Raw genomic sequence first — 19,941 nt, forward strand, 5'->3', positions numbered from 1 at the left:
GGCCAGGTACGCTCTCGTCGGCGAATCCGATCAGCCGACGGGGGGAGGCACAGCGGTGAGTCCCATCATGGGCCTGCAACTGCTGCTGGTGGCGGGCGGCGCGATCGCCGTCGCCGCGGTGGCGAGGCGCAAGGGCTGGCCCGCGCCGCTGCTGCTGGTGGCCGCCGGGCTGCTGGTGTCCCCGCTGGTGCCGTTCGTGCCGCTCGACCCGGAGCTGGTCCTCTTCGTCTTCCTGCCGCCGCTGCTCTACTCCGCCGCTCTCGACAGCTCCTACCTGCGCCTGCGTGACGCCAGGCGGGCCGTGGGGCTGCTGTCGATCGGGCTGGTGCTGTTCACCGCGGCGGCGGTCGGCTTCGTCGTGCACCTGCTGCTGCCGGACCTGCCGCTGGCGCTGGCGTTCGCGCTGGGCGCCATCATCGCGCCGCCCGACGCGGTCGCCGCCGTGGCGGTCGGGCGGCGGCTCGGGCTGCCGCGCCGCACGCTGACCCTCCTCATCGGCGAGAGCCTGTTCAACGACGCGACCGCGCTGACGGCCTACCGGGTGGCGATCGGCGCGTTCCTGGGCGGCACCGTCGATCTGCTGCACAGCGTCGGGGAGTTCCTGCTGGCGGCGGTCGGCGGCGTGGCGATCGGGCTGGCGCTGGCCCTGGTGTTCGCCTGGCTGTTCACGCTGACCCGCGACTCGCTGGTCGAGAACACGCTGACGCTGCTCATCCCGTTCGCCGCCTACCTCGCGGCCGAGTCGGTGCACGCCTCCGGCGTGATCGCGGTGGTCATCGTCGGCCTCTACCTCGGCTCCCGCATGCATCTGCGCGGGTTCGGCACGCGGCTGGTGTCCGATGCGGTGTGGCAGGTCACCGCCTTCTTCCTCGAGACGATCGTGTTCGCGCTGATCGGGCTGCAACTCGTCACCGTGATCCGCGGCATCTCCGGCTACAGCGCCTGGGAGGTGGCCGGCTACGCCGCCGCGGTGCTCGGCGCGACCATCCTGACCAGGTTCGTGTGGGTGTTCGCCGCCACGTTCCTGATCAAGGTGCGGGGCGGTCCGGGCGGGCCCGGCCGGCAGCAGGCCGTCCTGCTGGGCTGGGCGGGCATGCGCGGCGTGGTGTCGCTGGCGGCGGCCTTCGCCATCCCGCCCGAGGTGCCGCCGCGCGACCGGGCGATGCTGCTGTTCCTGACCTTCACCACCGTCATCGGCACCCTGCTCATCCAGGGCACCACGTTCCCCGCGCTGATCAGGCGGCTCGGCGTGTCCAGCGACCAGGAGCGCTACGAGGACCGGCTGTCCGAGGCGGCGGCCCAGCAGGCGGCGCTGGAGGCGGGCCTCGCCGAGCTCGACCGGCTGGTGGCCGAGCTCGGGAGCGAGCCCGACGAGATCCAGAAGCAGGTCGTCGACCAGCTCAGGGAGAAGTCCTGGCGGCGCTCGCTCACCGCGTGGGAGCGGCTCGGCGGCGGCACCGGGCAGGGCGGCGCGGAGACGCCGAGCACGCTCTACCGGCGGCTGCGCCGCGACATGCTGCAGGCCGAGCGCCAGGTGTTCGTACGCCTGCGCGACGAGCGGCGCCTCGACGACGAGGTGCTGCGTGAGGTGATGGCCCAGCTCGACTTCGAGGAGGCCATCCTGGAGCGCTGAGGCCGGCCGGCCTCAGCCCATCTGGTTGTCCACGAAGCACCAGCGCCAGTTCTCGCCCCGCTCGAACGACTGCATCACCGGATGCCCGGTGTCGTGGAAGTGGGCGGTGGCGTGCTTGCTCGGCGAGGAGTCGCAGCAGCCGACGTGCCCGCACTCCAGGCAGCGCCGCAGATGGACCCATCGGCCGCCCGCCGCCAGGCACTCCTCGCAGCCGTCAGGAGTGCGCGCCGCAGGGTCGTCGGCCTGGGAAAGATGCTCACAAATAGCCATATGAATCATCCTAGTACGCGGTGACAAAGGCGATCATCGAGGCATTGTTCCTGCTCACCGCCCTTGCGGCCGATCCTCCGGAGGCGTCTCCTCCTGGCTCTCCCGCTCCGGATCGGCGTCCCCCGCCGGACGGCAGTGGGCGGTGCAGCCCTCGAAGCGGTCCCGGTCGATCGGGGTGAACGACGCCGGAGGGACGTTCTTCAGCGCCGCGAGCATCGTCGCCTTCCAGATCGGCCCGGGAAGGCTCGCCCCGGCGACGATCCCGTAGTACCGGCCGCCGATCGTCACCCCCACCAGCTTGTGCCGCTGCGAGCCCCGCGGGTCGCCGATGCTCACCGCCGCCGCCAGATCGGGGGTGAAACCGGCGAACCAGGCGGTCGCGTAGTCGTCGGTGGTGCCGGTCTTGCCGGCCGCGTCCCGGCCGATGCCGCCGACGCCGCGCATCGTGCCCTGGGTGAACACGCCGGACAGCACGTCCGCCGTGGCGTCCGCGACGGCCGGTTCGAGGGCCTGGCGGCACTTCGGCCGGTAGCGGGTGGTCTTGCCGTTCCTGTCGGTGATGGCGGTGATGGCCATCGGCGCGCAGTACGTGCCGCGAGCCGCGATCGCCGCGTACGCGGTGGCCACGGTGACCGGGTCCATCTCGTTGATGCCGAGCGTGAACGTCTCGTACTCCTGGAGCGGGCGGCCGTCCGCGCGGCGGATGCCGAGCGACTTGGCCGTGGTCACCGTCTCGCAGAGGCCGGCCCGGCGCTCCAGCTCCATGAAGAACGTGTTCACCGACCCCCACGTGCCCGTCCTGAGGGTCTTCCAGCCGGGGGAGCCCTCGTCGTTGGTGACCGTGTGGGACGGGTCGCCGACGTTCTCGCCCGCGCAGTTCTTGAACGTCGCGTACGCGGGCGCGCGGTAACCCGCGCCCACGGTGAACCCGTCGTCCACCTTCATCCCCTGCTTCAGCGCGCTGATCAGGGTGAACGTCTTGAACGTCGAGCCCGCCTGGAACCCGATCCCGCCGCCGTGCGCCGCGTCGGCGACCACGTTGTACGAGATCTCGTGGCGTGCCGCCCGGTTGCCGTAGGGGCGGCTGGCCGCCATCGCCTCGATCGCGCCGGTGCCCGGCCGGACCAGGGCCTCGGCGGCGACCGGGCCGTCGGAGGCGTGGACGTACGCGCGGATCGCCCGCTCGGCGGCCGCCTGCTTGGCCGGGTCGAGGGTCGTCCTGATGGTGAGGCCGCCGCGGTTCAGGGTGGCGAGGCGGGCCTTGGCGGTCCGGCCGAAGTCGGGGTTGTTGAGGATCTCCTGGCGGACGTACAGGCAAAAATAGGGATATTTGCTGACTTCGCAGCCGCCGGGAAGCTTCGTGCCCTTGTAACCGAGCTTGGTGCGCTTCGCCCGGTCGGCCGCCGCCTGGGTGATCTTCCCCAGCTCCGCCATCCGGTCGAGCACCACGTTGCGCCGCTTCAGCAGGCGGGCCCGCTGCTCACGGCCCAGGTTGGGGTCGGTCGCGTTCGGGTCCTGCACGGCGCCGGCCAGCGTGGCGGCCTGCGGCAGGGTCAGGCGGGCGGCGTGGACGCCGAAGAAGCGGCTGGCCGCCGCCTCGACCCCGTACGCCCCGGCGCCGAAGTATGCGATGTTCAGATATTTCTCAAGAATCTGGTCCTTGGTGTATTTCTTCTCCACGCCCATCGCATAACGCAGCTCGTTCAGCTTGCGTGTGTAGCTGGCCTCCAGGGCGGCCTCGCGCTCGGCGTCGGTGCCGGCGGAGTTGAGCAGCACCTGCTTGACGTACTGCTGGGTGATGCTCGAACCGCCCTGCGCGACCTTGCCCGCCCGCAGGTTCGTGGCGAGCGCGCGCAGGGTGCCCTCCACGTCGATCGCGCCGTGCTCGTAGAAGCGGTAGTCCTCGATCGCCACGATGGCCGTCTTCATGACCTCGGCGATGGCGTCGAAGCCGACCACCTCGCGGTACTCCTCGTAGAAACGCGCGATCTCGCGGCCCTTCGCGTCCCGCACGATCGTGACCTCGGCGGGCGGCGGCTCGACCAGGTCGACCGGCTTGAGGTCCACCTCGTCGGCCGCCGCCACCAGCCCGAACCCGGCCCCGCCCACGGCCGGGACGGCGATCCCGGCCATGAGCACGCCCGCCGCGGCCCCCGCGGCGGCCAGGCGTACGATCTTCGTCCCCCGGCCCGCCATCAGAGCCTGCCGAGCCCGCGGGCGAGCACGGTCGCGGTCTTCGCCAGCACCTTTTCGTCCACCGCGGGCGTCGAGCGGGTGGTGTAGACGGCCATGATGATCGGGGCGGCCGCCTTGTCCGGCCACACGACGGCGATGTCGTTGGCGCCGCCGACCTCGGCGTTCGTGCCGGTCTTGTCGCCGATGGTCCAGCTCTTGGGCAGGCCGGCGCGGATGCGCTTGTCGCCGGTCCGGGTGGCCCGCAGCCAGCCGTTGAGCCGTCGCCGGTCCTTGGCGTCGAGCGCGTCGCCCCAGGTGAGCAGGCGCAGGTCGCGGGAGATGGCGGCGGGCGTGGTGGTGTCCCGCTTGTCCTTCGCGGTCCAGTCGTTCAGCTCGGTCTCCCAGCGGTCGAGGCGCGAGACCGGGTCCTTCAGCGACCGGAAGTAGCGGGTGAGCCCGGCCGGGCCGCCGATCTGCTTGAGCACCATGTTGCCCGCGGTGTTGTCGCTGAGGGTGATGGTCGCCTCGCAGAGCTGGGCGACGGTCAGGCCGTCGGCGACGTGCTTCTCCGTCGTCGGCGAGTTGGGCTTGAGCTCGGCCTTCGTCCACTTGACGACCTTGTCCATCAGGCCGGGCTCGGACGTGCGGGCCTTGTGCAGCGCCGCCGCGCAGGCCGGCGCCTTGAACGTGGACAGCAGCGGGAACCGCTCGCCCGAGCGGTAGCCGACCGTCCGGCCGGTGGCGGTGTCGATGGCGTACGCCCCGATCCGTCCCTTGTAGGACTTCTCCAGCGCCCGCAGCTCCTTCGTCACCTGAGCCTGCCCGCCCCGCTGCGGCGCGACGGCGGCGTCCGCGGTCGCGGCCGTCGCCGTCCCCAGCGTGCTCCCGGTGAGCAGCGTGGCCGCGAGGGCGGCGGCGAGGCGGCGGGCGGAGGCGTGTCGCATGTGACCTGTCCTAACTGTCGTCCGTCAGAAGGCAGCAGCACACCAGACCGGATCACCAGATGTCTAATAGCGATATCGGCAATCAGTCGATATCCATCCCGATATCACCGCTGGTCGGGATGGCCGCAGATTTCGGCAACCGCGCGTCGGCACCTGCTTGGGTAGGGTCGGGGCATGCGACTCCACAAGAGCCGATTGCTGTCCCTCGCGGGCTTCTCCGCCGTCGCCCTCGCCCTCGCGGGATGCGGCGAGGTCAACCAGACCATCGACAAGGCCCAGGCGTGCCTGGAGGCGCCGAAGATCGTCACCGAGCTGGGCGCGCAGATCACCAAGCTCACCGACGATCCCCAGGCCATGGACAAGGCGCTCGACGACGCCGCGGCCAAGCTCGGCGACGTGGCCGACCAGGCCGCCAACACCACGCTCAAGGAGGCCTCCGACAACCTGGCCGACAAGCTGAGCGGCATCTCGGTCCAGAACGTCAACGACGCCGTCGACGCGGCCCAGCAGGTGGGCAAGGAGACGGTCGCGTACCTGGAGACGGTCCGGCAGGCCTGCACCAACTGAGCGGGCGGGCAATCCCGCCTTCTCTAGGGGAAAAGTGGACGAATTACCGTTTTTCCTATGGAACCCGACCCGCGTTTCACCTTGGCCAACGAACGCACCTTCCTCACCTGGCTGAGCACGGCGCTGGCGCTCAGCGCGGGCGGGGTGGCGATGGCGGCGTTGCCCGCCGACGTGTTCGTGCCGTGGATCCGCACCGCGCTGGCCGTCGTGCTCGTCGCGCTCTCGGCGCTGGCCGCCGGCCTGGCCTATCCCCGCTGGCGCAACATCCAGCGCGCCCTGCGCGCCCAGGCGCCGCTGCCGCCGCCCGCGCTCGCCGCCGTGTTCGGCTACGGCGTGGCGCTGGTGGCGGTCATCGCGCTCGTCCTCGTCCTCCTCGCGGCCTGACGGGGGGTACGCGGCCATGGGGAGCGCGCCGGAGGAGGAGGTCTGGGACAGCGGCCTGCAGAGCGAGCGGACCCGGCTGGCCTGGGTGCGCACGGCGGTGCTGCTGGCCACCGGCGGGCTCGGCGCGGCCGGGGTGGCGCTGCGCAACGGCCTGCCGGTCGCCGTGGTGGCGGTGTTCGCGACGGCCTCGTTCTGCGGCGGCGTGCTGCTCATCAGGACGCGCGCCCGCTACCGCCGGGTGCAGGCGGCGCTGCACGGCGGCCGGCCGCTCGACCACGGCGCGGACGTGCTGGTCGCCTGGCTCGGCACCCTCTGCGTGGTCCTGGGCGCGGCCGTCTTCGTCGGCTCGCGCACCCTCTGACCTGCGAAGGGCCGGTTTGCGTGATCCGGCGTCCAGGGCGGACACTCTAGATGAGGGGGTGATTTCGTTGGAGGAAGAACGCAGAAACGTGCCCTTCGAGTGCCGCAGCTGCTGGCACGTGTGGGAGGAGGAATACCTCGTCCGGCACGTCGAGGACGAGCACGGCAACGAGGCGACGCTCTGGTTGCGCAACAGGGTTCCGGTCCCGCCGCCCTCCCCGGGGGCCAGGTGCCCGAGGTGCGGCTGCGAGCACGCGACCACGTTCCCCGAGGGTTACCTGCTGCGGCATCCCGAGCTGGTCCCGCCGGATGCCGCGGCGGCGCCCGACGAGACGCCGTTGCTGAGCCCCGTCCCGAGGCCGCTCTATTAGGGCAAACCTGACGGTTGGTGAGCTTTCCCTGACGTCAGGTGTCACAAGACCGCCTTGCCGGTCCAATGTGACCAGGCGGACACTGAGGGCGAAGGGCGATCCGCGGTCGGGGGTGATCATCGTGCCCGATGGGTTCGAGACCCGGGTGTCATGGCTTTTCGAGTGCCTGCGTTGCTTACACGTGTGGGAGGAGGACTACCTCCTCCGCACCGTCGTCGACGCGCGCGGCAACGAGAGGCAGATCTGGCTGAGCTCCGGCGTGGCGGTGCAGCCGCCCTGGTCGGGGCCGTCCTGCCCGGGCTGCGGCGCCTACCGGGTCACCTCGTTCCCGTCCGGCTACCTGAGCCACCACCCCGAGCTGGTGGCGGCCCAGGAACCGGACCCCGACCCCGTACGGGTGCCGGGGGTCAGGCCGCCGGACCGGGTGGCCGCCGTGGAGCGGGTCACCCTGCCTGGCCGGCTGCTGGTGGCGCTCGGGGCGCCGATCGCGTTGTTCGTCGGCTACGAGCTTTATGCCGCGATCGCGCGGCCCGTGCACCACTGACGGGTCAGCTGCTCAGGCTGTCCAGCCACGCCTGGTGCAGGCCGGCGAACCGGCCCGCGGAGGCGATGAGCCGGTCGGGCGGCCCGTCCTCGACGATCTGGCCGCGCTCCATGACCAGCACCCGGTCGGCGATCTCGACGGTCGACAGCCGGTGCGCGATGATCAGCGCCGTACGGTCGGCCAGGATGGTCCGCAGCGCGCGCTGCACCAGCCGCTCGCTGGGCACGTCGAGGCTGGAGGTCGCCTCGTCGAGGATGAGCACCGCGGGGTCGGCCAGGAACGCCCGCGCGAACGCGATGAGCTGCCGCTGCCCCGCCGACATCCGGCCGCCGCGCTTGCCGACCTCGGTGTCGTAGCCGTCGGGCAGGCTCGTGACGAACTCGTGCGCGCCGATCGCCTTGGCGGCCTCGCGCACCTCCCGGTCGGAGGCCCCCGGCCGGCCGAACCTGATGTTGTCCGCCACCGTGCCGCTGAACAGGAAGTTCTCCTGGGTCACCATGACCACGGCCCCGCGCAGCGTCGGCTCGTCCAGCGTGCGCAGGTCCACGCCGTCGAGCAGCACCCGGCCCTCGGTCGGGTCGTAGAAGCGCGAGATCAGCTTGGCGAGCGTCGTCTTGCCCGCGCCCGTCGAGCCGACCAGCGCCACCGTCTGCCCGGCGGGGACCGTCAGGTCGAGGTCGGGCAGGATCGGCATCTCCTCCACGTAGGCGAACCTGACGTGCTCGAAACGGATCCGGCCGCGCGCCCGGCCCTGCGGCAGCGGCTGCGGATCGCGCGGCTCGGGCACCGACGGCTCCTCCTCCAGCACGCCCGACAGCTTCTCCAGGGCGGCGCTCGCCGACTGCAGCGTGTTGTAGAACTGGCTGACCTCCTGCATCGGCTCGTAGAACTGGCGCAGGTAGAGCAGGAACGCGGCGAGCACGCCGACCTTGACCTCGTCGTGCAGCGCCAGGTAGCCGCCGTAGAGCAGCACCCCGCCGACCGTGAGGTTGCCGACCAGCCTGATGCCGGTCATGAACGTCGCGCCGAGCTTCATGCCGCCGGCGTTGGCGTCGCGGTAGTCGTCGTTGAGCTGCTCGAAGATCTCCTGGTTGCGCGGCTCCCTGCGGAAGGCCTGCACCGCGCGGATGCCGGTCATCGACTCCACGAAGTGAACGATCACCAAGGCGACCGTCTCACGGGTGCGCCGATAGACGATGGCCGACTGCCGGCGGAACCAGCGGGTGAACAGCAGCAGCAACGGCAGCGGGAGCAGCGCCATCAGGCCGAGGTGCGCGTCCAGCACCAGCAGCAGCACGGCGGTGCCGATCATGGTCAGCAGGGCGCGTACGAGCGCGTCGAAGCCCGACTGCAGCAGCTCGGCGATGTTCTCGATGTCCGAGGTGAGCCGCGAGATGACCCGCCCCGAGGTGTACTGCTCGTGGAAGCTCAGCGACAGCCGCTGGAAGTGGTCGAAGACCCGGCGGCGCAGCTCCAGCAGGGTGTTCTGGCCGATCCGGCCGGACATGTTGAGAAACGTCTGCCTGGTCACCGCCTGCACGAGGGTGGCGAACAGGATCACCCCGACCACGGTCAGCAGGACCGCCGGGCCGTCGCCGCGGGAGAGCGGCGGGATGCCCTCGTCGATGCCGATCGAGACCAGGAACGGGATGGACAGCCCGGCCGCGCTGGAGAGCACGATGGTGGCCACGAGCAGCGCGATCTGCTTGCGGTAGGGCCGCAGCAGCGCGCCGAGCAGCCGCCGCGACCGGTCGCGCAGCAGGACGGAGACCTTCTCCGGCAGCTCGTCCTGGTCCTCGGAGGCGACCCCGCGCCAGGACGCCCGCGAGGACCCGGTGGTGGTGGTGCTCATCGCAGCGCTCCTTCCGAGGCGTCGTCGAGGTCGGCGTCCTGGGCCAGCAGCTCGCGGTATTCGGGCACCTCGGCCAGCAGCTCGTGGTGCTGCCCGACGTGGGTGATCGTGCCGTCGCGCAGCAGCGCCACCTTGTCGGCCAGCAGCACGGTGGAGGCGCGGTGGGCGACCACGATGCCGGTCGCGTCGCGCAGCACGTGCCGCAGCGCCTCCTCCACCAGGGCCTCGGTCTCCACGTCGAGCGCGGACAGGGTGTCGTCGAGCACCAGGATGCGCGGCCTGCTGAGCACGGCGCGGGCCAGGGCCAGGCGCTGGCGCTGGCCGCCGGACAGGGACAGGCCCTGCTCGCCGATGCGGGTGTCGAGACCCCACGGCAGGTCGTGGACGAACCCGGCCTGCGCGGTGCGGATGGCCTCGGCCAGCTCCTCCTCGGTCGCGTCGGGCCGGCCGAGCATGAGGTTCTCGCGCACGCTCATCGAGAACAGCGTCGGCTCCTCGAACGCCGTGGCCACCACCGTGCGCAGGGCGGTGAGCTCCAGGTCGCGCACGTCGTGCCCGTCGATCGTGACCCGGCCCTCGGTCGGGTCGAGCAGGCGGGGCACCAGCGCCGTCAGCGTCGTCTTGCCCGCGCCGGTCGGGCCCACGATCGCCACGGTCTCGCCGGGCCGCACCTCCAGCCGGACGTCGCTCAGCACCGGCCGCTCGGCGCCGGGGAAGCTGAACCCGACGCCCTCGAAACGCAGGTGGCCGCGGGGCCGCTCGATGGTCTCGGTGCCGCTCTCGATGGACGGGACGGTGTCCATGACCTCCATGAGGCGGTCGGCCGAGGTCATCGCCTCCTGGGCCATCGCCAGGATGTAGCCGAGGCTCGCGATCGGCCACACGAGCTGCAGCATCAGCGTGGTGAAGGCGACCAGCGCGCCTAGCGTCAGCCCGCCGCCGCCGACCGCGAGCGCCCCGAGCAGCAGCACCAGCGCGAGCGTGACGTTGGGGATCACCTCCAGGAAGGAGAAGAAGCGGGCCGACATGCGCACCTTGGCGAGCGAGGTGTCGTACACCTTGAGCGCCGCGTCGTCGTAGCGGTCGTAGACGTGGTGGCGGCGGCCGAACGCCTTGATGGTGCGGATGCCGAGCGCGGACTCCTCCACGAGCGTGGCGAGGTCGCCCTGCTCGTCCTGGACCTGGCGGGAGATGCGGATGTAGCGCTTCTCGAAGCGCAGCGACGTCCACACGATCGGCACGGCCGAGGCGAGCACCAGCAGCCCGAGCGGCCAGTACATGTTGAGCAGCAGCACGGTGACGGTGATGAGCTGCAGGATGTTCATGACCAGGAACAGCAGGCCGAAGCCGAGGAAGCGGCGGATGGTCGACAGGTCCGTGGTCGCCCGCGACAGGAGCTGGCCCGACTGCCAGTCGCCGTGGAAGCGCATGGGCAGCCGCTGCAGGTGCTGGTAGAGGTCGTCGCGGATGGCGGTCTCCAGGCCGAGCACCGGTTTCACCTGGGCCCACCGCCGCAGCCAGATCAGCCCCGCCTCGATCACGCCGACGCCGAGCGCGAGCAGCCCGAGGGGGAGCAGCGCGTCGGCGTCCTTGTGGTAGACGGGGCCGTCGATGACCTGTTTGCTGATCAGGGGGAGGGCGATGCTCGCGCCTATGCCGATGATCGCCGACAGCCAGATGAAGATCAGCCTGACGACGTAGGGGCGGAGGTAGGACTTCATCCGCCACAGGGAGTTGGAGGAGAGTGAGGAGAGCAGGGGACGGCGAGGTACGTCAGTATCGGGAGGCATCCCCTCAAGGCTAATACCGGCGATCAACCCGTTTTTTGTGGCCCCGAGGTGCGTTTCACGTATGTGACGTGGGAAAACGTGAAGGATCATGCACATTGCGCGGCGTAGACTGAGAAGATGATCTCCGAAATCGACCTCGGTCATCTGCGCCGCTGCGTGGAGCTGGCCGCCGCGGCCCTGGAGGCGGGCGACGAGCCGTTCGGCTCCGTGCTCGTCTCCGCCGACGGCGAGGTGCTGTTCGAGGACCACAACCGGGTGGCCTCCGGCGACCGCACGCGGCATCCGGAGTTCGCGGCGGCCCGCTGGTCGGCCGAGCACCTCACGCCGGCCGCGCGGGCCGCGGCCACCGTCTACACCTCGGGCGAGCACTGCCCGATGTGCGCGGCCGCGCACGGCTGGGTGGGGCTCGGCCGCATCGTGTACGTCGCCTCGTCGGCGCAGCTCGCCGCCTGGCTGGGCGAGCTGGGCGTGCCGGCGCCGCCCGTCCGTACGCTGCCGATCGCCGAGATCGTGCCCGGCGTGCCGGTCGAGGGCCCGGTGCCCGAACTGGCCGGGCAGGTCAGGGAGCTGCACCGCCGCTTCCACGGCGGGACCTGACGACCTCCTCCTTGCCCTTCTGGTACAGAATGAGCCATGCCCACGAAGCCGCTCTCCCGAGCCCGGATCGTCGCGGCCGCCATCGACCTCATCGAGCGCGAGGGCGCGGACGCGGTCTCGATGCGCCGCATCGCCGCCGAGCTGGGCGTCGGCGTGATGTCCCTCTACAACCACGTGCCCAGCAAGGACGCCCTGCTGAGCGGCGTGGCCGAGGCGGTGCTGAGCGAGATCGAGTTCACCGACGACCCCGACGCCCCCTGGGCCGACCGGGTGCGCGTGCAGGCGCGGGCCTTCCGGCAGATCGCCGGCCACTACCCGCGCTCGACGATGCTGGTGGTCAGCAGGCAGCTCCACTCCGCCGCCGGGCTGCTGCCGGTCGAGCGGGCGCTGGCCACGCTGCGCAGCGCCGGGTTCGACGGCGCGGAGGCGGTCAGCATGCTGCGGGTGTTCATCGCCTACATCGTGGGGTCGCTGCTGCGCGAGGTCGGGGTGACGCCGGCGTTCGCGCCCGCGAGCGCCCCGGCGCTCCCGCCGGCGGGCGTGGATCCCGCGCTGTTCCCCGAGGTCGGCGCGATGGCGTCGCTGCTCAGCACGTGCGACCACGAGGGGGAGTTCGAGTTCGGGCTGGAGATGCTCATCCAGGCCGCCACGGCCCGCGCGCCCGGCGGCGGGCAGGCGGACAAGGACAAGCAGGTGAGCCGGGAGGGCACCCGTTGACCGGGCGCCCTCCCGGGCGTCGGCGAATCAGGCGTCAATACCAGTTGTGCGACCTCCAATGTCCCCATGCGCCGCACGGCCTGCCGTAGCGTCCCTTGATGTAGGCGAGGCCCCAGCGGATCTGCGTCTCCGGGTTGGACCGCCAGTCGCGGCCGGCGCCGCTCATCTTGCCCGCGGGCAGCGCCTGCGGGATGCCGTACGCGCCGGACGAGCGGTTGTAGGCGTGATGGTTCCAGTTGCTCTCCCTGGTCCAGAGCTGGTCCAGGCAGCGGAACTCCCTGAGGTTCCACGATCGCTGGACGACGTGGCCGAGGGCTATCCGCTTGTTTCTGTTGGCCGGCACGACGGCCGGGATGACGGGTTGCGCTGATGTCGTCCACGTCCTGGTTCTGATCGGGAACGGCGTCTCCGCCGTCCCCGCCCAGGCCGTGGGCGTGGTGATCGTGCTGAGCGCGATCACGGGCGCGGTGAACGCGGTCAGGCCGATGAGCGTGCCGCCGCGCGCGCGTTTGCTGTCCAAAGCGATCCTTGCTTCCGGGTCGCGCGCGGACGGGCGCCCCGCAGAAACGGGGCGCCCTGCCGCTCCGCGTACGTGGCGCGCACGCGAAGGGGTCCGCCGGCTCTCCGGGATTCTGGTTCCGCCCGATCCTGCTGGGCGGCCCGGAGGGCACCGCGACGTGTCCTTTAGCACGATTCCTATTACGCGGTGTCACCACGGGTCATACATCGGGACACGCGAAGGACAGGCCTTTGTGTGATCGTTGCGGATAAAAGGCGGCCTCGCTGGGCCGGTATTGCCGGGCCGGTCGCGGCACTGACGAGGTCTTGCCGCAAAGTGCGGACAATCCTGGGGTTTGGGTCAGTACCAGTTGTGGGAGAGGAAGTGTCCCCACGCGCCGCACGGCGTGCCGTATCGCTGCTTGATATATCCGAGGCCCCATTTGATCTGGGTGCGGGGGTTCGTGCGCCAGTCGCGGCCCGATGAGGACATCTTGACGCCGGGGAGCGCCTGCGGGATGCCGTAGGCGCCGGAGCCGTTCGCGGCCCGGTGGTTCCACCCGCTCTCGCGGGCCCAGAGCCGCTCCAGGCACCTGAACTGGACGCTGTTCCAGCCGCGCGCGGCCACCATGGGCTTGGCGATCGACTTGTTCCTGCTGCTGCTCGTCTGGGAGCTCTGCGCCTGTGCGGCCGAGGCGCCGCCCGCCGCCACCAGGGTGGCGGTCAGGACGAGGACGCCGGTACGGCGGAGCATGGGCATGGATTCCCTTTCGAAGGTGACATGGACCGCGTCACCCTGCCCGATAAGCACCTTTCGTTGCGAATTGACCATGAAAGAGTAGATCGTTAGTAAAGGTGGCTGTGTCTCGCTGTCCAGGGGTTTTGTCAGCTAAATGAGGTCTGCGTCACATTTCGGGCGGACCGACCGCCGAGCGGGGTTCTGTATCGTCGGATCATGAGCCTCAGTGACATCCCGCTCCGCACGCTCGCCGACGCCCCGACCACGCTCCGCGAGCTCACGTCGGGCCGCCCCGCCCTCATCGTCAACGTCGCCTCGCGCTGCGGCCTGACGCCGCAGTACAGCGGCCTGGTCAAGCTCCAGGAGCAGTACGGCCCGCGCGGCCTCACCGTCATCGGCGTGCCGTGCAACCAGTTCGCCGGGCAGGAGCCGGGCTCGGCCGAGGAGATCCAGACCTTCTGCGCCACGACGTACGGCGTGGACTTCCCGCTCCTCGCCAAGACCGAGGTCAACGGCCCCGGCCGGCACCCTCTCTACGCGGAGCTCACCCAGCTCGCCGACGCCGAGGGCGAGGCCGGCGACGTGCAGTGGAACTTCGAGAAGTTCCTGGTCGACGGCGAGGGAGCCCCGGTCGCCCGCTTCCGCCCCCGCACCACGCCGGAGGACCCGGCCGTCACCTCGGCCATCGACAAGCTCCTGAGCTGAGAGAGATCGTCCGGTTACGGTACGCGATTTCCGCTGCGGGGTATCGGTGACCCATGACGAGCAACCCGTACGCAGGAGCCCACGTCGGATACGCCGCCGAACCCGCCGCCGCGCCCTACTCGATCGTCGAGCTGATGCCCGGCGTCCGTAACGCGCTGGACTACCTGCGGCTGCGGGCAGGGGAGCGGGTGCTGCTCATGATGGAGCACGCCGTCGACCCGGTCGTGGTGCAGGCGTTCGCGGCGGCGGCCGCGTTCCGTGACGCGGACGTGCGGATCCTGTCGGTGCCGCCGTTCAGCGCCGGCGGATGGGACAGGGAGGCGCCGCTCACCATCGAGACCGCCGCCTTCCGCGAGGCCGACGTCATCATCGCCGGGACGTGGTGGGGCGAGGTGCACACGGCCCCGCTGTTCTTCGACCAGATCAAGGCCCGCCCCTCGCGCTGGCTGTCGCTGCACATGACGGCCACCGCAGGGGCGCTGCTCACCGGCGGCCGGCTGCCCGCCGAGGTCTTCTACGCCCTGCTGCGGCGGACGCTGGAGCGGCTGTCACCGGCCCGCTCGATCCGGGTGACCAGCGAGCGGGGCACCGACGTGACCTACTCGGGGTTCACCTTCGACCCCGATCCGGGGGCGATGCGGCCGGGGGACTGGCGGCCCTTCCCGTACGGCGGCGCCAACTTCTGGCCCACGGACACCGAGGGCGTGATCGTCATCGAGGACTCCACGGTCACCGGCGTGCCCGAGGAGCCGCTGCGCGTCACGCTGGAGGGCAACCTGGTCCGCAAGATCGAGGGCGGCATGGGGGCCGAGCAGCTCCGCCGCTACGCGCCCGGCGGCTTCTACATGCGCCACGGCCTCCTCGGGCTCAACCCGAAAGTACGCGTGGCGGGCGGCACCCAGTTCGAGCGGGAGAAGCACGCGGGCGCCTTCTACTGCGGCCTCGACGGGCTGACCGACGGCGTGCCGGTCACCAGCGGGCCCGGCTTCGCCCACTGCGACATCCAGGTGGACCGGCCGACGATGGTGGTGGACGGCGAGCTGTTCATCGAGCGGGGGCGGCTGCTGCTGCTCGACGACCCGGAGATCAGGGAGGTGGCGGCGCGGTTCGGGCCGCCGGAGGTCATCCTGGACGACAACCCGACGATGATCCTGCCGCGCCGCTACACCGGAGCCGTGACGGACACGGGTGCGGAGCCGGTCAGCGGCGCGGGCCGCAGCTTCCCCGGATGATCAGCTCGGTCGGCAGCACCACCGTGCGCGGCCGTCGGCCGCCAGGACGCAGCACCAGCTCGGCGGCCCGGTAGCCCATGTCGCGCCCCGGCTGCGCGATCACCGTGAGCGGCGGGGAGCAGAGCTCGGCCCACGGCACGTCGTCGTACATGACGAGCGAGACGTCCCGGGGCACCCGCAGGTCGAGCTCCCTGGCCGCCAGCACCGCCGCCTCGCCGAGCACGTTGCCCCCGGCCACCACGGCCGTCAGGTCGGGACGGCTCTGGAACAGCCCGGAGGCCGCCGCGTAGGCGGAGTCGCGGCTGCCGGTGGCGAAGACCACCAGCTCCTCGTCCACCGGCGCGCCCACCGCCTCGCGGAAGGCCGCCACCCTCCGGTCGTGCCCGGGGCCGCCGAGGAAGGCGATGCGCCGGTGCCCGAGGCCGCGCAGGTAGCGCACGGCGGTGCGGATGCCGGCGCGGTCGTCGGCCAGCACCGACGGCACCTCCGGCGGGCGCGGGCGCGCGGCGGGGATCAGGCCGTCGAGGCGCATGAGGTCGTCCACCGCGTCCTGCTGCTCCTCCTCGGCTGGCCGCGCGGGCAGGCGGTCGGCGAAGACCACCGTCATCCCCGCCCGTACGGCCGGCGCCCAGGTCTCGGCGTCGCCCGTGGGGACCGCGATCAGCCGGTCCACGCTCTGCTCCAGCAGCATCCCGATCAGCTCCGACTCCTGCTCGGGGTCGTCGCCCGTGGAGCCGACCACCACGGGCTCGCCGGTCGAGCGGGCGCAGGCGAGCACGCCTTCGGCGAGCTGGCCGTAGAAGGTGTCGGTGAGGTCGGGGACGAGCAGGCCCATGCCGCCGGTGCGGCGCTGGCGCAGGTTGCGGCCGAGCGCGCTCGGCCGGTAGTCGAGCTGCGCGGCGACGGCGAGCACGTGCTCCCGCGTGCGGGGGCTGGCCGAGCCGCCGGACAGCACCCTGGAGACGGTCGCGACGCCCACGCCGGCCGCCTCGGCCACATCCTTGATGGTCGCCCGCTTCTCCATGGAAACGATTCCATCATGGTTTCCGCGAAGAGGGAAGCTACGCATGCTGCCAACGCCTGGTCACACGGGAACTCTTGACACGGATCACCCTTTCCGGTGAGATGTTTGAAAACGTATCCACGTACGTGGGGACACGCTACCAATCCGGGCTTCAACGCGCCCTGGAGCACGAAGGACTGTCATGGCATCCATCGTTCTGAGCAACGTCGACAAGATCTACGCCGGTGGCGTGAAGGCCGTGAACGGACTCAACCTTGAGATCAAGGACGGCGAGTTCATGGTGCTGGTCGGCCCGTCCGGTTGCGGTAAGTCGACCGCGCTCCGGATGATCGCCGGCCTTGAGGACATCAGCGGGGGCGAGATCTCCATCGGCGAGAAGGTGGTCAACCACCTGCCGCCGAAGGACCGCGACATCGCGATGGTCTTCCAGAACTACGCGCTCTACCCGCACATGACGGTCGAGGAGAACCTCGCCTTCGGTCTCAAGCTGCGCAAGATGCCGAAGCCGGAGATCCAGAAGCGCGTCAACGAGGCCGCCAAGATGCTCGGCCTGGAGCAGTACCTCAAGCGCAAGCCGGCCGCCCTCTCCGGTGGTCAGCGCCAGCGTGTCGCCATGGGCCGCGCGATCGTGCGTGAGCCGCAGGCCTTCCTCATGGACGAGCCGCTGTCCAACCTCGACGCCAAGCTGCGCGTCTCGATGCGCGCCTCGCTCAACCAGATGCACGAGCGCCTCGGCGTCACCACCGTGTACGTCACCCACGACCAGGTCGAGGCCATGACCCTCGGCGACCGCGTCTGCGTGCTGCGCGACGGCATCCTCCAGCAGGTCGACACCCCGCAGAACCTGTTCGACAAGCCGGTCAACCTGTTCGTGGCGGGCTTCATGGGCTCCCCGGCGATGAACTTCGTCACCGCCGAGCTGGTCCGCGACGAGGGCGGCGCCGCCGTGGCCTTCGCCGGCTACAAGCTGCCCATCCCCGACTCCACCTTCACCGACAAGCCGGGCCTCGACCAGTACGTCGGCAAGAAGATCATCCTCGGCATCCGCCCGTCCGACTTCGAGGACGCGAACTCGGCCGGCAACCACGCCAACGGCTGGGCCACCCTGCCGGTCCGCGTGGAGGTCACCGAGGAGCTGGGCTCCGAGATCAACGTGCTGTTCCTCATCGACGCCCCGCCGGTCGAGCACAAGGACACCGTCGCCGCCGCCGACACCGGTGACGACGAGGAGGCGACGCTGCCGCTGGCCGGCGACAAGTCGCTGTGGACCGCCCGCGTCAACGCCCGCAGCCACGCGCGCTCCGGCCAGAGCCTCGACCTGGTCGTCGACACGCACAACCTGCACTTCTTCGACACGACCTCCGGCCTGTCCATCGGCCACGAGGCCAACCGCTGAGCGGGCTTCCCGTCTCCTGAATCCCGGCCGTGAGCTTGGCTCACGGCCGTTGGGCCCCCACCGCGACCCCCTCCCGCGGCGGGGGCCCGTTCTCATTCGGGGCCGTCAGCGGCCGATGCGGGAGGAGACGTAGCGCTGCAGGCCGCGCGGCACCAGCCGGCCGACCGCCACGATCGCCTTGTAGCGCGGGTCGGGCACGGACACCCGCTTGCCCAGCGCCAGGTCGCGCAGCCCCTCGCGGACCACGTCGTCGGCCCTGAGCCACAGGAAGCCCGGGATGCCGTTGGTGTCCATGCCGGCCCGCTGGTGGAACTCGGTGCGCACGAACCCCGGGCAGAGCGCCATGATCTTGATGCGCGGGTTGCCGACCTCGTTCGCGGCCGACTCGCTGAAGTTGACCACCCACGCCTTGGACGCGCTGTAGGTGCCCCGCGTGAAGAACGCCGCCACCGACGCGACGTTGACGATCGCGCCCCGGTCGCGCTCGCGCATGCCGGGCAGCGCGGCCAGGGTGAGCCGCAGCACCGCCTCGCAGTGCAGCCGCAGCATGCGCACCTCGTCGGCGACCGGCACCTCGGGGAAATGGCCGCGGTTGCCGAAACCGGCGTTGTTGACCAGCAGATCGACGCCGTCGCGGACGCGCGACTCGACCGCCGCCAGGCCCTCCTCCGTCGTCAGGTCGGCGGGCAGCACCTCGACGCTCACGCCGTACCTCAGCTTGAGCTGGCCGGCGGTCTCGGTGAGGCGGGCCTCGTCACGGGCGACCAGGACGAGCGAGAAGGACTCGGCGGCCAGGCGGCGGGCGAAGGCGGCGCCGAGGCCCGCGGTGGCGCCGGTGATCAGAGCGGTGGGCATGCCCGCAACCCTAACGCCTACCCCGCGTGCCCCGCGGCACCGGAGCGGGGCCGGCCGGCGCGTTCGATCAGGCTCTCCACCTGGTCGTTGAGGCGCGCTCCCCGCGCCCAGCCGGCGTAGTGGGACAGGAACACGACCACCTCGCGCAGCTCCGTCTCGGTGAGCTCGCCGGTGCGGAGCGCGGCGTCCAGATGGATCTCCACCTGATCGTCCAGACCCTGGCCGACGAGCAATCCGAGGAGGAGCATCCTTCGCTCCCTGACCGGCAGGACGGTCCTCGCCCACACGTCGGCGAACCGGCGCTCGGCCATCATGCCGAAGGAGTCGACGATCTGCATTGCGGGTTCCGTCATCACGAGCTCCGGGTCGATAGGGATCCTCATATCTTTCGCTACTTCCTGGATTGAACCAATGGGGGTTGCATGAACGTTGTAGTGACCCCGACGCCACCGGAGACTCCGCCTCTCGGGCGGATCTGTAACAAATCGAGCCAAGAGCCGGGCAAGATTTGGTCAAGATTTCTCATTCCGTCGCGGGCTCATTCCCTCTGCAAAGCGGGCACAACAACTCCGTCGGTCCGTAAACCGGAGGTAAGCCCTGGTGACCAAGACACGGGCTTTGATCGCGCTCATGGTGACGGTGACCTTGCTGTCCGCCTGCGGGCAGCCGGAGTTCACCTACGTCCGTGACCGCGACGGGACGACATACTTCAAGGTGCCGTCCTCGTTCAAGCAACTCGACGCCAACCCCATCGAGCAGTATCTGTCGGGCGACCACCCGGGCTCGGCGGCGGCGGCGCTGCGGGCCCAGCGGGTCTGGTCGACGGCCTTCGACCAGTCGGCCGCCCCCTCGGTCGACCATCTGCTGGGCTCCAAGGACCCCTTCGTCTACGCCACCGTGCACCAGCTCACCGAGGAGCAGCGCGACGGCATCTCGCTCAACCGGCTGCGCGACTTCGTGCTGCCGGTCACCGAGCAAGTGCGCGAGCTCTACGCGCAGCAGGCCGCCGCCACCGGGCAGCCGCCGGTCTTCAGGAACTTCGAGCTCCTCGACGACCAGGTCCTGATCCTCGGCGGAGGCGCCAAGGGCGTACGGGTGCGGTTCAACTACCAGATCGGCGCGGACGTCCAGACCTTCGACCACACCGCCATCCTCGGCGAGAAGGGCGACACGGTCTCCGTCATGCTCATCGCCTGCCAGACGACCTGCTACCGGCGGCGCGCCGACGAGTTCGACAGGATCGCGAGTTCCTTCAAGCTGCTCCGGCTGCCTGGATGAGGGAGCACCA

General features: G+C 70.8%; 22 protein-coding genes. 12 read left to right on the forward strand and 10 right to left on the reverse strand.

The features are described from left to right. The first annotated feature begins 55 nt into the window (after positions 1-55). A complete protein-coding gene (locus AC27IY_RS37915) occupies positions 56-1,633 on the forward strand; it encodes a Na+/H+ antiporter (protein ID WP_449945971.1) in 1,578 nt (525 codons plus the stop codon). Positions 1,634-1,645: 12 nt separating this feature from the next. On the opposite strand, the gene AC27IY_RS37920 is transcribed toward AC27IY_RS37915, so the two are convergent. From AC27IY_RS37920 to bla, 3 genes are read right to left on the reverse strand one after another with little or no spacing between them, the layout of a single operon-like run. Then, a complete protein-coding gene (locus AC27IY_RS37920) occupies positions 1,646-1,903 on the reverse strand; it encodes a ubiquitin carboxyl-terminal hydrolase 14 (protein WP_364444566.1) in 258 nt (85 codons plus the stop codon). Between the two features lie 54 nt (positions 1,904-1,957). After that, positions 1,958-4,099 carry a transglycosylase domain-containing protein gene (locus AC27IY_RS37925; protein WP_487180957.1) on the reverse strand — a complete coding sequence of 714 codons (2,142 nt, stop codon included), beginning with the start codon at positions 4,097-4,099 and terminating at the stop codon, positions 1,958-1,960. Next, a complete protein-coding gene (gene bla / locus AC27IY_RS37930; RefSeq protein WP_487180958.1) occupies positions 4,099-5,022 on the reverse strand; it encodes a class A beta-lactamase in 924 nt (307 codons plus the stop codon). The genes AC27IY_RS37925 and bla overlap by 1 nt, the downstream gene beginning before the upstream one ends. 174 nt (positions 5,023-5,196) lie before the next feature. On the opposite strand from bla, the gene AC27IY_RS37935 reads away from it, so the two are divergent. From AC27IY_RS37935 to AC27IY_RS37955, 5 genes are all read left to right on the forward strand, one after another. Then, on the forward strand, positions 5,197-5,589 hold the full coding sequence (locus AC27IY_RS37935) for a hypothetical protein (RefSeq protein ID WP_423450744.1): 393 nt from the start codon (positions 5,197-5,199) through the stop codon (positions 5,587-5,589). Positions 5,590-5,646: 57 nt separating this feature from the next. Then, a complete protein-coding gene (locus AC27IY_RS37940) occupies positions 5,647-5,973 on the forward strand; it encodes a YidH family protein (RefSeq protein WP_344212053.1) in 327 nt (108 codons plus the stop codon). Positions 5,974-5,989: 16 nt separating this feature from the next. Beyond that, positions 5,990-6,334 carry a DUF202 domain-containing protein gene (locus AC27IY_RS37945; RefSeq protein ID WP_423450743.1) on the forward strand — a complete coding sequence of 115 codons (345 nt, stop codon included), beginning with the start codon at positions 5,990-5,992 and terminating at the stop codon, positions 6,332-6,334. Positions 6,335-6,422: 88 nt separating this feature from the next. Then, positions 6,423-6,704 (forward strand): hypothetical protein, encoded by a 282-nt coding sequence (locus AC27IY_RS37950; RefSeq protein ID WP_364444579.1) that lies wholly within the window; start codon positions 6,423-6,425, stop codon positions 6,702-6,704. A gap of 181 nt (positions 6,705-6,885) precedes the next feature. Next, a complete protein-coding gene (locus tag AC27IY_RS37955; protein WP_423450742.1) occupies positions 6,886-7,248 on the forward strand; it encodes a hypothetical protein in 363 nt (120 codons plus the stop codon). 4 nt (positions 7,249-7,252) lie between these two features. Here the strand turns inward: AC27IY_RS37955 and AC27IY_RS37960 are convergent, their stop codons facing one another. Together AC27IY_RS37960 and AC27IY_RS37965 are read right to left on the reverse strand one after the other, a co-directional pair. Further along, positions 7,253-9,100 carry an ABC transporter ATP-binding protein gene (locus AC27IY_RS37960; protein WP_487180959.1) on the reverse strand — a complete coding sequence of 616 codons (1,848 nt, stop codon included), beginning with the start codon at positions 9,098-9,100 and terminating at the stop codon, positions 7,253-7,255. After that, the gene (locus AC27IY_RS37965; RefSeq protein WP_487180960.1) at positions 9,097-10,890 is read right to left on the reverse strand and encodes an ABC transporter ATP-binding protein; all 1,794 of its coding nucleotides are present in this window, start codon (positions 10,888-10,890) and stop codon (positions 9,097-9,099) included. Before AC27IY_RS37965 ends, AC27IY_RS37960 begins: the two co-directional genes overlap by 4 nt. A gap of 117 nt (positions 10,891-11,007) precedes the next feature. On the opposite strand from AC27IY_RS37965, the gene AC27IY_RS37970 reads away from it, so the two are divergent. Continuing rightward, on the forward strand, positions 11,008-11,487 hold the full coding sequence (locus AC27IY_RS37970) for a nucleoside deaminase (protein ID WP_449945962.1): 480 nt from the start codon (positions 11,008-11,010) through the stop codon (positions 11,485-11,487). A gap of 36 nt (positions 11,488-11,523) precedes the next feature. Next, complete coding sequence (locus AC27IY_RS37975; protein WP_487180961.1) at positions 11,524-12,204, forward strand: TetR/AcrR family transcriptional regulator; 681 nt, start codon at positions 11,524-11,526, stop codon at positions 12,202-12,204. A 34-nt stretch (positions 12,205-12,238) separates the two neighbouring features. Here the strand turns inward: AC27IY_RS37975 and AC27IY_RS37980 are convergent, their stop codons facing one another. Then, a complete protein-coding gene (locus AC27IY_RS37980; RefSeq protein WP_364444590.1) occupies positions 12,239-12,724 on the reverse strand; it encodes an aggregation-promoting factor C-terminal-like domain-containing protein in 486 nt (161 codons plus the stop codon). Positions 12,725-13,063: 339 nt separating this feature from the next. Beyond that, entirely contained in the window at positions 13,064-13,456 is a 393-nt protein-coding gene (locus AC27IY_RS37985; RefSeq protein ID WP_344212035.1) for an aggregation-promoting factor C-terminal-like domain-containing protein, read from the reverse strand. Positions 13,457-13,657: 201 nt separating this feature from the next. Between AC27IY_RS37985 and AC27IY_RS37990 the strand changes: the two genes are divergently transcribed. After that, on the forward strand, positions 13,658-14,146 hold the full coding sequence (locus AC27IY_RS37990) for a glutathione peroxidase (protein WP_344212033.1): 489 nt from the start codon (positions 13,658-13,660) through the stop codon (positions 14,144-14,146). A gap of 53 nt (positions 14,147-14,199) precedes the next feature. Next, on the forward strand, positions 14,200-15,378 hold the full coding sequence (locus tag AC27IY_RS37995) for a 2,5-dihydroxypyridine 5,6-dioxygenase NicX family protein (protein ID WP_423450737.1): 1,179 nt from the start codon (positions 14,200-14,202) through the stop codon (positions 15,376-15,378). Here the strand turns inward: AC27IY_RS37995 and AC27IY_RS38000 are convergent. Beyond that, on the reverse strand, positions 15,347-16,402 hold the full coding sequence (locus AC27IY_RS38000; RefSeq protein ID WP_344212029.1) for a LacI family DNA-binding transcriptional regulator: 1,056 nt from the start codon (positions 16,400-16,402) through the stop codon (positions 15,347-15,349). The genes AC27IY_RS37995 and AC27IY_RS38000 overlap by 32 nt on opposite strands. 181 nt (positions 16,403-16,583) lie before the next feature. Here AC27IY_RS38000 and AC27IY_RS38005 point away from each other — a divergent pair, with 181 nt between their 5' ends. Then, positions 16,584-17,798, forward strand: a complete 1,215-nt coding sequence (locus AC27IY_RS38005; protein ID WP_329574150.1) for an ABC transporter ATP-binding protein — start codon at positions 16,584-16,586, stop codon at positions 17,796-17,798. 105 nt (positions 17,799-17,903) lie between these two features. On the opposite strand, the gene AC27IY_RS38010 is transcribed toward AC27IY_RS38005, so the two are convergent. Then, positions 17,904-18,653, reverse strand: coding sequence for an SDR family NAD(P)-dependent oxidoreductase (locus AC27IY_RS38010; RefSeq protein ID WP_344212026.1), 750 nt, complete (start codon positions 18,651-18,653; stop codon positions 17,904-17,906). 17 nt (positions 18,654-18,670) lie between these two features. After that, positions 18,671-19,006, reverse strand: coding sequence for a carboxymuconolactone decarboxylase family protein (locus AC27IY_RS38015; protein ID WP_344212024.1), 336 nt, complete (start codon positions 19,004-19,006; stop codon positions 18,671-18,673). Positions 19,007-19,253: 247 nt separating this feature from the next. Between AC27IY_RS38015 and AC27IY_RS38020 the strand changes: the two genes are divergently transcribed. Beyond that, positions 19,254-19,931, forward strand: a complete 678-nt coding sequence (locus tag AC27IY_RS38020) for an LptM family lipoprotein (protein WP_487180962.1) — start codon at positions 19,254-19,256, stop codon at positions 19,929-19,931. Positions 19,932-19,941 lie beyond the last annotated feature (10 nt).

Source organism: Nonomuraea sp. B208, assembly GCF_057536035.1.

Excerpts from the sequence above, each read along its gene's own strand:
- AC27IY_RS37920 (WP_364444566.1), bottom strand. The coding sequence starts at position 1,903 with ATGGCTATTTGTGAGCATCTTTCCCAGGCCGACGACCCTGCGGCGCGC.
- AC27IY_RS37925 (WP_487180957.1), bottom strand. The coding sequence starts at position 4,099 with ATGGCGGGCCGGGGGACGAAGATCGTACGCCTGGCCGCCGCGGGGGCC.
- bla (WP_487180958.1), bottom strand. The coding sequence starts at position 5,022 with ATGCGACACGCCTCCGCCCGCCGCCTCGCCGCCGCCCTCGCGGCCACG.
- AC27IY_RS37935 (WP_423450744.1), top strand. The coding sequence starts at position 5,197 with ATGCGACTCCACAAGAGCCGATTGCTGTCCCTCGCGGGCTTCTCCGCC.
- AC27IY_RS37940 (WP_344212053.1), top strand. The coding sequence starts at position 5,647 with ATGGAACCCGACCCGCGTTTCACCTTGGCCAACGAACGCACCTTCCTC.
- AC27IY_RS37945 (WP_423450743.1), top strand. The coding sequence starts at position 5,990 with ATGGGGAGCGCGCCGGAGGAGGAGGTCTGGGACAGCGGCCTGCAGAGC.
- AC27IY_RS37960 (WP_487180959.1), bottom strand. The coding sequence starts at position 9,100 with ATGAGCACCACCACCACCGGGTCCTCGCGGGCGTCCTGGCGCGGGGTC.
- AC27IY_RS37965 (WP_487180960.1), bottom strand. The coding sequence starts at position 10,890 with ATGCCTCCCGATACTGACGTACCTCGCCGTCCCCTGCTCTCCTCACTC.
- AC27IY_RS37970 (WP_449945962.1), top strand. The coding sequence starts at position 11,008 with ATGATCTCCGAAATCGACCTCGGTCATCTGCGCCGCTGCGTGGAGCTG.
- AC27IY_RS37975 (WP_487180961.1), top strand. The coding sequence starts at position 11,524 with ATGCCCACGAAGCCGCTCTCCCGAGCCCGGATCGTCGCGGCCGCCATC.
- AC27IY_RS37985 (WP_344212035.1), bottom strand. The coding sequence starts at position 13,456 with ATGCTCCGCCGTACCGGCGTCCTCGTCCTGACCGCCACCCTGGTGGCG.
- AC27IY_RS37990 (WP_344212033.1), top strand. The coding sequence starts at position 13,658 with ATGAGCCTCAGTGACATCCCGCTCCGCACGCTCGCCGACGCCCCGACC.
- AC27IY_RS37995 (WP_423450737.1), top strand. The coding sequence starts at position 14,200 with ATGACGAGCAACCCGTACGCAGGAGCCCACGTCGGATACGCCGCCGAA.
- AC27IY_RS38000 (WP_344212029.1), bottom strand. The coding sequence starts at position 16,402 with ATGGAGAAGCGGGCGACCATCAAGGATGTGGCCGAGGCGGCCGGCGTG.
- AC27IY_RS38005 (WP_329574150.1), top strand. The coding sequence starts at position 16,584 with ATGGCATCCATCGTTCTGAGCAACGTCGACAAGATCTACGCCGGTGGC.
- AC27IY_RS38010 (WP_344212026.1), bottom strand. The coding sequence starts at position 18,653 with ATGCCCACCGCTCTGATCACCGGCGCCACCGCGGGCCTCGGCGCCGCC.
- AC27IY_RS38015 (WP_344212024.1), bottom strand. The coding sequence starts at position 19,006 with ATGACGGAACCCGCAATGCAGATCGTCGACTCCTTCGGCATGATGGCC.